Source organism: Methanosarcina sp. WWM596, from assembly GCF_000969965.1.
Taxonomy (GTDB): Archaea; Halobacteriota; Methanosarcinia; order Methanosarcinales; family Methanosarcinaceae; genus Methanosarcina.
In genome coordinates, this window is sequence record NZ_CP009503.1 from 581,615 (window position 1) to 594,759 (window position 13,145).

12 protein-coding genes are annotated in these 13,145 nt (G+C 40.2%); 4 read left to right on the top strand and 8 right to left on the bottom strand.

All coding sequences use genetic code 11. The annotated features are described in order from the left end of the window. Positions 1–56 precede the first annotated feature (56 nt). The 3 genes from MSWHS_RS02610 to MSWHS_RS02620 all read right to left on the bottom strand — a co-directional run bounded on the left by MSWHS_RS02610 (position 57) and on the right by MSWHS_RS02620 (position 6,519). Positions 57–2,150: a disaggregatase related repeat-containing protein gene (locus MSWHS_RS02610; RefSeq protein WP_048125792.1), complete on the bottom strand. Its 2,094-nt coding sequence runs from the start codon at positions 2,148–2,150 to the stop codon at positions 57–59. 373 nt (positions 2,151–2,523) lie between these two features. Beyond that, positions 2,524–4,122: a right-handed parallel beta-helix repeat-containing protein gene (locus MSWHS_RS02615; RefSeq protein WP_048125794.1), complete on the bottom strand. Its 1,599-nt coding sequence runs from the start codon at positions 4,120–4,122 to the stop codon at positions 2,524–2,526. Positions 4,123–4,818: 696 nt separating this feature from the next. Further along, the gene (locus tag MSWHS_RS02620; RefSeq protein ID WP_048125796.1) at positions 4,819–6,519 is read right to left on the bottom strand and encodes a disaggregatase related repeat-containing protein; all 1,701 of its coding nucleotides are present in this window, start codon (positions 6,517–6,519) and stop codon (positions 4,819–4,821) included. 673 nt (positions 6,520–7,192) lie between these two features. Between MSWHS_RS02620 and MSWHS_RS22180 the strand changes: the two genes are divergently transcribed. Further along, positions 7,193–7,357, top strand: coding sequence for a helix-turn-helix domain-containing protein (locus tag MSWHS_RS22180; protein WP_197074009.1), 165 nt, complete (start codon positions 7,193–7,195; stop codon positions 7,355–7,357). Between the two features lie 486 nt (positions 7,358–7,843). Then, on the top strand, positions 7,844–8,749 hold the full coding sequence (locus MSWHS_RS02625) for a polysaccharide deacetylase family protein (RefSeq protein ID WP_048125798.1): 906 nt from the start codon (positions 7,844–7,846) through the stop codon (positions 8,747–8,749). Positions 8,750–8,841: 92 nt separating this feature from the next. On the opposite strand, the gene MSWHS_RS19935 is transcribed toward MSWHS_RS02625, so the two are convergent. Next, positions 8,842–9,123 (bottom strand): hypothetical protein, encoded by a 282-nt coding sequence (locus tag MSWHS_RS19935; RefSeq protein ID WP_156151182.1) that lies wholly within the window; start codon positions 9,121–9,123, stop codon positions 8,842–8,844. A gap of 61 nt (positions 9,124–9,184) precedes the next feature. Then, on the bottom strand, positions 9,185–9,361 hold the full coding sequence (locus tag MSWHS_RS19940) for a hypothetical protein (RefSeq protein ID WP_156151183.1): 177 nt from the start codon (positions 9,359–9,361) through the stop codon (positions 9,185–9,187). A gap of 209 nt (positions 9,362–9,570) precedes the next feature. On the opposite strand from MSWHS_RS19940, the gene MSWHS_RS20820 reads away from it, so the two are divergent. Further along, entirely contained in the window at positions 9,571–9,747 is a 177-nt protein-coding gene (locus tag MSWHS_RS20820) for a hypothetical protein (protein WP_197074010.1), read from the top strand. 26 nt (positions 9,748–9,773) lie between these two features. Here MSWHS_RS20820 and MSWHS_RS21155 read toward each other — a convergent pair whose 3' ends face one another. Further along, a complete protein-coding gene (locus MSWHS_RS21155) occupies positions 9,774–9,953 on the bottom strand; it encodes a hypothetical protein (protein ID WP_231585546.1) in 180 nt (59 codons plus the stop codon). Between the two features lie 24 nt (positions 9,954–9,977). On the opposite strand from MSWHS_RS21155, the gene MSWHS_RS02630 reads away from it, so the two are divergent. Further along, positions 9,978–11,531 (top strand): hypothetical protein, encoded by a 1,554-nt coding sequence (locus tag MSWHS_RS02630; RefSeq protein WP_231585547.1) that lies wholly within the window; start codon positions 9,978–9,980, stop codon positions 11,529–11,531. 175 nt (positions 11,532–11,706) lie between these two features. Here MSWHS_RS02630 and MSWHS_RS02635 read toward each other — a convergent pair whose 3' ends face one another. Then, on the bottom strand, positions 11,707–12,276 hold the full coding sequence (locus MSWHS_RS02635; protein WP_048125802.1) for a metal-dependent hydrolase: 570 nt from the start codon (positions 12,274–12,276) through the stop codon (positions 11,707–11,709). 140 nt (positions 12,277–12,416) lie between these two features. Then, positions 12,417–13,121 (bottom strand): (5-formylfuran-3-yl)methyl phosphate synthase, encoded by a 705-nt coding sequence (locus tag MSWHS_RS02640; protein ID WP_048125804.1) that lies wholly within the window; start codon positions 13,119–13,121, stop codon positions 12,417–12,419. Positions 13,122–13,145 lie beyond the last annotated feature (24 nt).

Consider the following 13,145-nt stretch of genomic DNA (forward strand, 5'->3'; position numbering starts at 1 on the left):
AACAGGAAACCCCTTGAAACAGGAAACCCCTTAAATCTTTAGATTTAGCGGGTAGTTCACTTGTTTGTATACTCTATAGTAAGTTTTGGTCTCTGGGCTTTGTTTTGCCATTCCGAACTGTAGAATGCAATATAATTATTGTCTTCCACTCTGGCTTTTATCAGGAAACCGGTATTTTCATACTTCCCACTGGTGTACTCCTGCACAAGCTCTGTTACATCCAGCTCATAATAACGGTCTTCCGGAAGATCACTGCTCTTAATAGTGATTGTCGCATATGGGTTGCTACCCTGAGAAACACCATTTTTATCGTACCAGTCTCCTCCTGGGTTCTGCCAGAGGGTTTCTGTTTCTCTTTCTTCCCAGGTAACATGTTCCTCACACCATTTTTCCGGCCTGTATACTTCAAGAACAGTATCTTCCAGCCTGGCCACTTCTGGGTAATACCAGAACAAAGAAAGGGTTGCTTTTTCAATACGGTCTGCTTCATCCAGCTCGTTCAGTTCAAAAATCATGACAGCCCTGTATATTCCTCCCTCTGGTCTTTTTCCCACATCGGTATATTCAGTTTCTCGATATGTCGTGTTAGGAGACTCTTCTTTCAGCCTGTTGTCCGAAACAACCGACAGTGAGGCGATTTTAAGGGTTTCTTCGTCCGATTCTCCCGAAGTAAAACCCAAAAAGGTATTTTTCACAAACTTTACTATTTTTGATATAGCCCTTTCAATATCATATTTGATGCCTTCTTCCCGTCTTGCATCGATGCCATGCTCATCTATCTCATAAGGCATTTCCTGTGGCCCTGCGTTTATCGCGTCTGCACAGGGCAGGTTTTGCACTGAAGACCCGTTTTTACCCAGCTGTTCAATAAGTGCAGGATCGGCCTGTACATCCGATGTAGAGCTGGCATACATGTAGTCTCCACCCGAATTGTTTAAGAGACAGTTGTTTTGAAGGATGAACGAATGAGTGTTTTTCAATTCATTATAAAAAGCATAACCTTCTCCGGCGGCAGGATTCGATTGGGTATTAATTATTATATTATTTCGTGCAATGGTTGTATAGCCTGACTCTGGAGATGAAAACTCGTTGTTTACCTCTTTATGAGCAATTGCCGCCCCATAGCATCCATCGAATACGTTGTTTTCTATCAGGGTATCGTAAAAACCGTTGATGACGATACCTCCTGCCCAGTCGGCACCGAAATTAATGCCAGTTTTGTAAAATTTATTATTGTGAATGTATATATCTTTTGCAGAATCTTTTGAATATGTGGACCCGTAGCCTGTAATCCAGATTCCTGCGGCATTTGTTTCATATATCAGGTTGTTGTAAATTTCTATTTCATCCATTACTGTTGACGAACCCGCTTTCTGGATTTCAATTCCAGCTCCGCCTTCCCCCTCGGAATTGATTACATTGTTATAAAATTTGACTTGATTCCCGTTATATACTCTGAGCCCGCTGTTTGTTCTGCACGTTATTTTGTTGTTCCAGGCTTTTACATTTGAAGAATAGATAATATAAAGAGCATCATGCCCGAGTTTATATATCGTGTTGTTATAAAATTGAATATTGTAACCTTTCACCACTTTCAGCCCATCACCGTGGCTGTCATGCATATACATATCATATACCTGAATATTTTTGCAGTTGAGAAAATGGATCAGGTTGTAGTACCCTTTTCCCCTGCCTTTTTCCTTATTTCCGTCATGGTTTCCGTCGATTTCAAAACCTCTTATAGTAATATTCTGGTTTCCCGAACTATCGATCTGTGTAATCAGGGGTTTTTCCTCTGGCCAGCCTGCTTTATCTTCAAGTTTAATCACAGTTGTGGAATCCCCTTCCAGGATGGTATTGCTGCCGATGAGAATGCTGCTCGAGATAGTGTATGTATTAGGACCTTTTAAATGAACAGTTGTGTACTCCGGGTTTTCTGCAACATATGCGAGGGCTTTATTGATCTCTACCTGGTCATCGATTCCATCGCAGTTGAAAGCTTCACTCCCATCGGTATTTACATAAACCGTCTGTTCAGACGGGGTATTTGAGAGGGCAACGGTTACACCTGCAAGCAGAATCAGAATTAAGATCAGGATCCCTTTTTTCTTTTTTTCTCCCTGTCTATATATCCACGGATTTTTGTTCATTTTGTACCCCCGATACACTTAACTATAACTCTCTAAACTTTATAAAAGTTATCTTTTAGGGCCGGTAAAAAACTTTACCTAAATGTTTGAGTTTTTTTCGGATCCTTATGTCAAAAGAGTTTGATTTTTAAATAAAAAACCTTTTTTCCTCTTTAATATTTTTTATACACAATATCTATAAGTCATAAATTTTTGAGGTTAGCAGAAAAGTCTGTCCTGAATCTGGAGAGGATCTAACTGTGGAGATTAAAAGCAAACCCCTGGAAGTTTAAGTTCAAACTTCTTTCCGAGGCTGGATAAATTAAAGTCTTTTAATTAAGGGATACATCTGAGAAAGCATTAAATCTGAATTGAGGAAGCATTAAATCTGAATTTAAAAGAAAAGTAGATAGAGGCTTCTCAGGAGTATCCTGAACATCCTCCACTCAGACGAAAATATCTGATGCCACCAGGCCACATATCCTGGCATTACACCTGACCTTGATGCTTCTCCAGTGTTTCCGTACCTTCCTATATTGATCCTTTTCCCGTTGTCTTCGGGCTCATTTGAGTAGTCAGAGGAGGAATACCCTGCATCAATACACGGGGAATTTTCAATGTCCTTTACCCAGGTTTTCCCATTCCATCTGCCGCCTGCTGATCTAAGATGGTAATCATTTTTTTTCTGATTTGCGAAAAGAGGATTTACATAAATATCGCTTGTTGAGGTTGCATTTCTATAGTCTCCTGCCACATTATTGTAAAAGCAGTTGTTTTCCAGTACAAGCCTATGGGTTTTGGGGAGGTAATTGACAACACCAAATCCTGTCCCGCTTGACTCGCTCTTGCGCCGTTTCGTATTTGTAATGATGTTATTACGGACAATGGTCGTGTATCCTGTACCTTTAGGTGATACTTCTATGGAGCGGTCTGTCGGGTACATCGGGACGATAGCAGCATGATACGTGCCGTCAAACACGTTATTCTCAATCAAGGTATTGTTAAATCCGCTGGTTACAATACCTCCTACCCAGTCAATACTTGGGTTTGTGCCTGTGCTGTAGAATGTATTGTGATGAATATGGACATTCTGTGCTTCTGTCAGAGGGTAGTTACCATAGGCAAGCAGCCAGATGCCAGGTCCGTAAGTGTCGTGAATCGTATTATTATATATTTCTATATCATCCATGACAGCTGAGGATTTCTGGATCTGAATTCCAGGTCCGCCTGCGCTCCAGTGATAAAAGGAATCAATGGTATTGTCATGAAATTTCACATGATTCGAATCCCACACTCTAAGCCCGCTGTTAGTCCTGCAGGTTATCGTATTATTCCAGGCTTCCAGGTATTGAGACTGGATCCCGTAAAGACCGTCGTGACCGAGCTTATATACTGTATTGTCGTAAAACCGAATATTGGAACTGTTTTCAACTTTCAGTCCGTCTCCATGACTGTCATGCATATACATATCATGAACCTGGATATTTGTTGAATTAACTAAATGGATTAGATTATAGTATCCGGCGCCTTTCTTTTTATCTGTATTGGCGTCATGATTCCCGTTTATCTCAAAACCCTTTATAGTAATATTCTGGTTTCCGAAACTATTTATCTGCGTAATCAGAGGCTTTGTTACTGCCCAGTTTGCTTTGTCTTTAAGCTTTACCACAGCTGTAGGGTCCCCTTCCAGAATGGTATCGCTTCCGATGAAAATACTGTCTGAGATTACGTATGTGTTAGGACCTTTCAAATGAACGGTTGTATACTCCGGGTGTTCTGCGACGTATGCAAGGGCTTCATTGATTTCTATCTGGTCATCAGCCCCATCACAAATATAGTTTCCTTCCCCGTCTCCAGTCACATAAACCGTCATTCCTGAAGGTGTGGTAGAAAGGGCGGTTGTTCCCATTATAATCAGGAACAAGAAGACTGTAATGTAAACTCCCATTTTCTTTCTTTTTTCCCACCTTTTTATAAGATCTTTCCCGTTCATTTTTTATCCCTGTACCCTGAGATATAAATCCTCCAAACTTGAAAAAAGTTTATCGCTGGAAGGTATTGCCACCGGAGTTATTTAAAAACCTGATTTCCTCAGTGATCTCACAGGTTTAGTCTTTATTAACAGTTCATACAGGTTTAATACGCTCGACAGTTTAAAATAATTTATTGCAAACCATCGGCTTTTCTTGAATGCACATGAGCTCCAATATAAAGGATACTAACCATTGATTACGGCTGTGTACAAAAAGCTTATGTGCTTAAATTTATTAAATTTGTATTGGGGGTACATATCGAAAGTACAATACCTTCTGAATTATAATATGCCTATTTATAAAATAAAGTTCAAATTAATTTTCTTATACAGTTCTCTGATTTAAGTTTAGTACAGAAACATATGAGTACCTTTTAAATTATATACACTATCAAATTATATATCTTCTCTAGCTGAGTTACTACTTATTATAAAATTTTATTATTACTTCTGCATGAAATTGTCTACTATGAATTTTCTCCACTTGCATACATTCCATTAGATCTCAATGAATATCATATGAAATGAAGTACAAAGAATATTCAGATGTGTTTCCTGATAAAAATAAGTTGGAAGAACTCAAAAATCTGGTTACGGAGGTTTTTATAATTTCCGCACTACCAGCCTCTTAGAGTTCTCCTCCTGAAGTTAGAGCCATTAAACTACAGCTTTCTCTTCTATATTCAGCATTGGGCGTTTTTTTTCATCTTCTACTTCACTGCTGTAGAATGCTACATAATCCGCATTTTCGGTACGTGTTTTAATCAGGAACCCTGTATTTTCGTACTCGCCGTTGACGTACTCTTTTACTAGATCAGTTACGTTCAGCTCATAGTACCTGTTGTCCGGTATATCGCTTCCGTTCAGGGTTATCGTAGCGTACGGTGCATCCCCCTGGGAGATATTATTCATGTCGAACCAGTCTCCTCCGGGATGTGTCCAGTGCACACCATCATCCCTGCTGTTCCAGGTCACATTTTCTGGATCCCAGGCTACAGCGGGCCTGTATATCTCTACTACCGCATCTTCCGGCCTTTCCCGTCCGTCAGGATAATACCAGTAGAGGGAAAGAGTTGCATTGGTAATATTTTCAGCATCGTTGTATTCACTCAGGTCAAACAGGAGCAGATCTCTGTATCTTCCTACTCCAGGTCTGCCTCCGATGTCAATATACACCTTATCCTGGTAGACTGTATTAGGAGATGCTTCCCTTAGGCGGTTGTCTATAACAATGCCTGTTGCATTTGATACGTTCCCAGCTTCGACTTCCTGCTCAGAAGCAGTCTCTGTTACAGCAGAGGAAGTCTCTGTTACAGTATTGTCGTTAACTATAGTCTGGTCATTGGTCGTTGCAACTTCGGTTTCTTTTGTCTCTGTTACAGCAGTTAAAGAATTGCCAATAGAGCCATATCCATATCCTTTCGCTACCCAATTCTCAACACTGTGATCAGATGGTCCTAATATGTTTGTGCCTGAGCCTACCTCAATGTAAGGTGACACGTTCCACATAACGTTATCATGAACGTTAATTGACCCTTTTGCATTCCAATTTCCAACGCCTGCGCTGCTGCTTGATCCTTTGTAATCATGCATAATGTTGTGATGGACATTCACATTTGTCAGTGTATTTTCCAGTTCAACACAGCACCATCCGGACCCGGCACTACCTGTGAAGGTGTTATGATCCACTTCAATATTTGCACAGTTGTCTATCCTGACTCCTGTGTTGGTCTGAACCTCAACATAGCAGTTATACATTCTGGAATCCTTGGTGCCGGACAAAAATGCCACGCCATCGTGTCCGGAGGATTTCATTCTGCAATTATATACCTCTATTCCAGAACTTCTACTGATTCTGACACCGTCACCATACAGATAGCGGGTGAATAATATGTCATGTACTTTGCTATTAGTCGAAGACGTGAGCTTTATGCAGTTTCGATAGTCTCCATGACCTCCGTCACTTGGTCCAGTTGCTGCACTTTTGAATTGAAGGTTAGATACTTCAACGTTAGAAACACCTGACCCGAATACATATGCAGGTGATCCCTCGGAGTTACAAACCGAACCTGTAGCATAGATTATTGTACTGTCACCTGCACCTTTCAGTACTACATTAGATTTCAAAATTATAGGTGCACTTATCTGATAAGTGCCAGTACCAAGGAGAACATATCCCGGGTTACTTGATGTTGCTCCTGATGCTACAGAATTTATTGCATTATTAATTGCAGTTTGAGCATCTGTCCCAGATGTCGGATTTACAGTTATTGTATTCTGTGCGCCTAACGTAGTGGGTACGGTTGTTAAAATAAGGCATATTGCTAGGAATAGGATTCCTAGATTCTTTTTTAGCATCGTATCACCTTTGGGTTGGATTTGGAATTTGAGAAGACTCAAAAAACCTAGAAGAGTTGTATATTTCCCCAACAGTTGATACGGTTGTTAAACTAAATGTCAGGAATAGGGTTCCTAGATTATTTTTTAGCATCGTATCGCCTCTGTATTGGATTTAGAATATGAGTACACTCAAAAAACTCCAGGATAATTGTATACTCTTTCCCAGATATTTCTCAAAATTCCATATTACGTACTCGTAATATTTTTCCGAACTATCTAATTAGACCAGGTCTATATCAAATATCTAATTATATCGGGTCTATACGGTAATTCAAAAATTCTAATTACGTCTGCGTAATATTTTTGAATCTATCCAATTTGGTTCTCTGCGTTTTGTGGGGCGGACACGGTGCAGAGGATTTTCCACTCTCTATCTTCACTGTTAAAAGTGATTAATTTTTTGGAGGTGGACGGACATAAGAAGCTCTGACTCTAAACTTTTATTTATAATTTGTCATAATTACAGGATATTTATAGGTCAAATTTCCTGTTTTTGTCAGCCATGGCTTTTAGCCCGGTCAACTCATCTGCGGAACTTTTGTTTACTTATTTAATGCTGAGTTAACTTTGAAATGTATGTGGTTCTATTATAATATTTTTTCGATATTTTTTCAAATATATTTATACCTTTTTGGGGTACTTTATCTTCCCGTACTCCCTTTTTGACAAACATATTGGTAGCTGCAGATACATCTATAACTGGGCTTTATACCTGAAAACAAAAACGTATGAGAAGACTGAAAAATCGATATTTCAGATTGATATAAACAAAAAACCAAACATGATAGAGGTATAAAAGTTGCCGTGAACATCATAAAATTTGCTCTCCTATGTAAAAACTTAATAGGGTCAAAAAATTTGCTCCCCTATGTAAAAACTTAATAGGGTCACAACACCTGTGGAATGTGGTAGAAATCCAGACTTCTTTTTTCCAGGCAAAGAATTGAATTCATGAAGGTAATTACTTTACTTTGAGCCCCAGTAGTTCAGTGAGTGCCTTACTAGCTGATCTATGGGAAATAAATCCTATTAATAGGCAATACCTGGTGAATTTTATTTGTCTTGTTCTCGCCGTTAAAGTCCTGTTTCCCTAATTTAGTGCTTTTTAGCTCTTTTTTTTATTGTGGTATTTCAAAAAATTTTTATACTCTTAAGGTATTAGTTTATGTAGGGAGGCTTTCTAAGCCAGTGGGGAATGCATTGTTGCTAAATTCTCATTCTTAGTCAGACTCCCGGTCCAGTTTCACGATATCTGCAAATACAGCTCGGGGTGAGGGGTTTAATGAATGGTAGTCTTTCAGTTACGGTAGATCTTGAAGATTGGTATCATATTCCTTCTGTCTGTAGTTCTCCGTTTTCGGTTTACAGGAATGTGGATGAATTCTTCAAGAACTGGACTGGCAGGTATGATTTCTTGAGTGAGCCCACAAAAAGTGTTCTGGACCTTCTTGATGAGTTCAACATAAATGCTACTTTTTTTGTCGTTGCAGATACCATCGAACACTACCCTGGATTGGTGGAGTCAATTGTAGATAGGGGACACGAGCTTGCCTGCCACGGGCTAAATCATGCCTGTAAAATCGATCCTCATACAAAAAAACAGTTAATGAGTGTGGAGGAATTTGAGCAAAGAACTCGGGTTGCAAAGAAAATGCTAGAAAAAATCAGCGGAGAAAAGCTGATAGGTTACAGGGCACCAAATGCGTTGGTAGGTGGATGGATGGTTAATTCCCTTGAAAAGTTGGGATTCAAGTATGATTCATCTGTTTCAGTAAATTCCTTTTACAACAAAACAGATTCAGCCCTTAATACCGTTTCTTCCTTCCCCTATTATCCAGAGAAGAACGAACTTGAAGCAGGCAGTGACCGGAACTTTATTGAATTTCCATGGGCTTATTGTCAACATGGATTCAAGTTCCCCGCATCAGGCGGCCCTATGCTTCGGTTCCTGGGCTCGTCATTTATATTGAACGGGCTTATGCAGAGTCTTAAAAGAGGACATACAATATTCTATTTCCATCCACTGGATATCTCCTGTGCCAGATTCCCATCTCTTGGAAATAAAAGGCCCTTTTACTGGTGCATGAAGGGGAGATTTGTTGAACAAAGGATCAGACATATTCTGGGTAAACTGAGCGAAGTTGAGAAAATATGCTTGAGGGATTATTCAGGAATATCATGTATTTGAAAACTTCCTGATTCTCAAAGTAGAATGGTCTACAGAAAGGTCCGTAGAAAGGTCAGGCAAGATTTTGCCGTTTCTTGCTCCCTTAATATATTTTAAATTCTGAATACCTCCCCATACAAAGGTACATAGTCAGGAAGTCTAAGATAGTCAGGGAGTCTAAGATAGTCAGGGAGTCTAAGATAGTCAGGAAGTCTAAGATAGTCAGAAAGTCTAAGATAGTCAGGGAGTCTAAGATAGTCAGAAAGTCTAAGATAGTCAGGAAGTCTAAGATAGTCAGAAAGTCTAAGATAGTCAGGAAGTCTAAGATAGTCAGGAAGTCTAAGATAGTCAGGAAGTCTAAGATAGTCAGGGAGTCTAAGATAGTCAGGGTTCATAAGAAACCAACCCCCTAATTCTTATTATTTTTTTGAAGTAACAGCTCAAGGCTGTATGATGTTATCCACATTTCTGTGTTATCCATATTTCTATGTTATCCATATTCTCTTTTCCAATTTTCCAGGCTTCTATTCTCACACTCCTTACCATTATTAAATAACCAGGATTTATGACATCATTTTTATATATCTTGACAAAATAACGGGAGTATGAATAAGGTATGTAAATTGCATCCATAATAGCCCGAAAACCTTTAATTCATGAGGATTTTTTCTTATGAGGAAATTAATTCTTTTGAGAACCAGTATATAACCTGCTCATCGGGCACAACAATTAATTTTTTGAGAACCAGTATATAACCTGCTCATCGGGCACAACAATTAATTATTTGTTGAGAAATTGGATACACGAAAAATAAAAAGGAAAAAAACAAAAGAAATTTTTAGATGGAAGGAAATTTTGAGCACGGAAGTTTACCTGCTTCAGGATCCTGTGAAAGCAGACTCTATGGAAGTATAGATGCTGCTTCAGGAAAATCCTTATATAATGGTATGGAAACTGGACTCTGTAACTTTCCGGAAGGATGGGGGACATATTGTCTAAACTCAACAATAATATCTTAAATCTGATAACATCGGTATCTCTATTACTACTCGTTTACAGTCTTTTTGTTCTCAGAGGAATCCGGCCTGAAGGATACGCAGTTAGTATCTATGGACAGCTTCCTTTCCATTTTTACCTGGTCCTGCTCGTATGTTACCTTTCTGCCTGTTTTCTGCTTCTTGCATATAAAAAGATTAGTGCAGTCTTCACACTGATATTTGTTCATATTATTGTATTAATAATTCCATATATGCTTGGTTACGCTTCAGTAGGCAGGGGGGATGAATTCTCATACCTGGTTCTGGCAGGAAATACAGGGGGTTTTGATTCTTCAGGTCTTTCTAGCTTTTTAGATTTCTCCCCTACCGGTCCTTTACTGATCTCAGCTCTGACTCTGGTCTCCGGAATGAAGACACAGGCACTATCTTACTTTTTACCGGTTTTCTTTTCGATTATGTTTATTGCCGGCATGTTTCTGTTCTACCGGGGTTTTATGAGCCGGATAAAACTGGTTTCGGTAACTTTTCTCTCCTCGGTCATTCCATACTTCGGGCATTTCCAGGTATCAACGATCCCCTACTATCTCGCTTTCTGCCTCGTTCCGATCTATCTTCTTTTGCTGTGGAATGCAATCTCCAATCAAAACAGGACGATGATGGTTGTTTGTTTGCTCTTTATGATACCTTTACTTCCGTTAGCTCATCCTTTTATCTTCACTTACCTGGTATTTTTCGCTCTACTGCTCATTTTTGCAGGTAAAGCCATGCGATCAGGACTCCTTAAAAAAATAGTCCGTCTTAAAGATCTTGCTCAAGATCCCCTTTCCAGCTCTTCGGGAAGAATAGTTCCCCTATTTATCTTCCTGTCATTTATTTCGTGTAGCTACTTACTCTGTGCAAAGTACGCTTCAGGGTTCTTTTATATTTTTCTCTCGGCCCTCACCTGGCGTATTGAAGCCCTGAAAGCTGCGGGTTTTTCTACAATTCCAAGCATGAACCCCGGGATTTTTGAGTTCATACACCTTTTCAATCTCTATTACGGCAAGTACTATATTCCGTTAATTTTTGTTGTAATCAATACGGTAATCGTATGGCAGAATCGCAAACGCTTTTGTCACCACTTTGTCCGCAGGTATCCTCGCTTTTTATTCCTGTATATAGCCTCGTTCTTCCTGGAGGCGGGCTTCCTCTTAAATCCCTTTATCCCTTATCCTCCTGACAGGTTTGCAAACTTAAGTTTCATTATCTTTGCCCAGATTCCGCTTATAGGGTACTCTCTCTATATTGTTCTTCTCAGGAAGGGGTATACAACCGGCCTTGGCGTTACAATCCTGGTTCTGGGTCTTCTCTGGACTTTAGGATTTTTCAGCTGTTTCAGTTCCCCGTACGCTGGCGGAATCTCGGAAGCTGTCACACAAAATGAGGTAGAAGGAATAAAGTGGTTAACAGGATCAAAAGCCGCATATCCGTATGTTATGTATTCTGGAGAATCGGTAGGTTCTACCTTTTTAGGAAATCCTGCCGGCAGTCCTGAACAACATAGAACATTTCCTGAGGTTTCTATTACTTCCGGATCAACCCCTGCAAACCGTCCCGAGGATGTAAAGTATTTAGAGAATCCTGCCACAAACGGACCTTTCTACTTTGTAGTAACAACTTTCTCAGAGGCTCTTTACCTGGAAAAATCAGGACCCGATATTATGGGATACTTTTCAGCTTGGAACAGCTCCGAGACTCAGGACAATAAGCCCATGTGCAAAATTTATGATTCCCTTAACATAAAAATCTATGAACACACTTCTTGAGCCTGCATCTCCCGAGTTTCAATTCGGGATCACAGAAAATCGGAGATTTTGGGAGTTGCACTACAAGTGCAACATCACGAGGTTCTTTTCACTCGTTCTGCTTGCTCAAGAAGACTAATAAAAGATTTCGGTTTCCAATTATGGAATATATCAACCGATTTCAGGGACTACTTTTTTAGTTCTGCTCTGTTACTTCTTCTTTCATTGTTTGAGAGCTAACATTTTTTGCTTCTATTTTTGACCTGATACAACTGGCTGTAAAGAGGAGTATAATGCCCAACCCTATTATTTCCGGGATAAATACGCTTGTAGAAGCTGGATTGTATGAATTACTCAGGATTTTCATGAAGTACTCAATAAAACTTCCGGAAAGCGTATCTTTTGGAAACTTCCATCCTAGAAGTGGCCAGAAAAGGACTTCAGGGGAGTTCCACATCTGGTCTTCAAGCAGGTGACAGAATGAAGCGCCTGCAACAATAAGGGGTATTGTCCAGCCCTTTTGGTAGAAGATGTAAGCTGCAACCAGCCCCAGCAGAACTCCGAAGAGGAGGGTATGGGCAAAGATTCTCCCGCTTCCTATAGTTTCGGTAAGAATTATCCTGCCAAGGGGTTTGTCGATAAAGTCCGGAAGGAGCGCCCCAAAAGCGATCCATTTTAAGTCTACTGGAATATTCTTTTTCGGCAATAAACGGTTCAGGAAATAGAAGATCCCCAGAGTAATGCCGATATGCCCGAAAATAAACATCAGGTTAAAAAAGTTGATGATATATAATTATTTTTTGGCCGGCCTGCCTGAAAGACATGCCAGCGCAGGTTTCCCCTGTTTACAGGTTTCTTCCTTTTACAGGTTTCCGCCATTTTTATCTTTACTGTGTACAGAACTTTTTAAATCTGGCACTCAGACACGAGTTTTTCTACCAGCTCCTGCCTGATCGTAGTCATTCGGTCTCCGCCACATACCATACCCCGAACACCAATTATGTCGGGTCCTATTCTTTCGAGAACCGAAAGGTCTTCGAATTTCAGGGAACCAGCAATTGCACTCTCAAGCCCGTGTTCATGGGCAAGGTCAGTAAACTCTATCAGCTCTTTTTCATCCATGAATTCAAAGGTAGATTTCCCGTCCTTGATGCCAGTGTCTACCATGACAACATCTACTCCGGCCTCTGCAGCAACTGCGGGGAGTAAAATAGGTGAAATCGAATTAATGCGTTTGTAGTCCGAATATCCTGAGGCAACAACCTTTTTTGATGGGTCATAGTCTTTAACGGCTCTTGTAATCTTCGTGAGCAGCTCAAGGGCCTGTGCTTCGGTCTGGATATCATAAAGGCCTACTTTTATATAATCCGCTCCTGCGACTGCTGCTCCAAGGGCTGCAAGTGCGGCAGTTCCGGGTTTGTAGTTGAAATCTCCTATTGTTGCGCTTATCGGCTGCCTGCCGTTTACACCCTCTTTAACGTCCCTGATTACCCAGGGGAAATTGGCTCCAAGGGAACCTTCTTTTGGGTTTTTGACATCTACAATGTCTGCGCCGCCTCTGGAAGCGATAATTGCTTCCTCTCGATTTATTGGACTTACAAGCAGTTTCATAAAAAGCCTCTTATTTAGAATGGA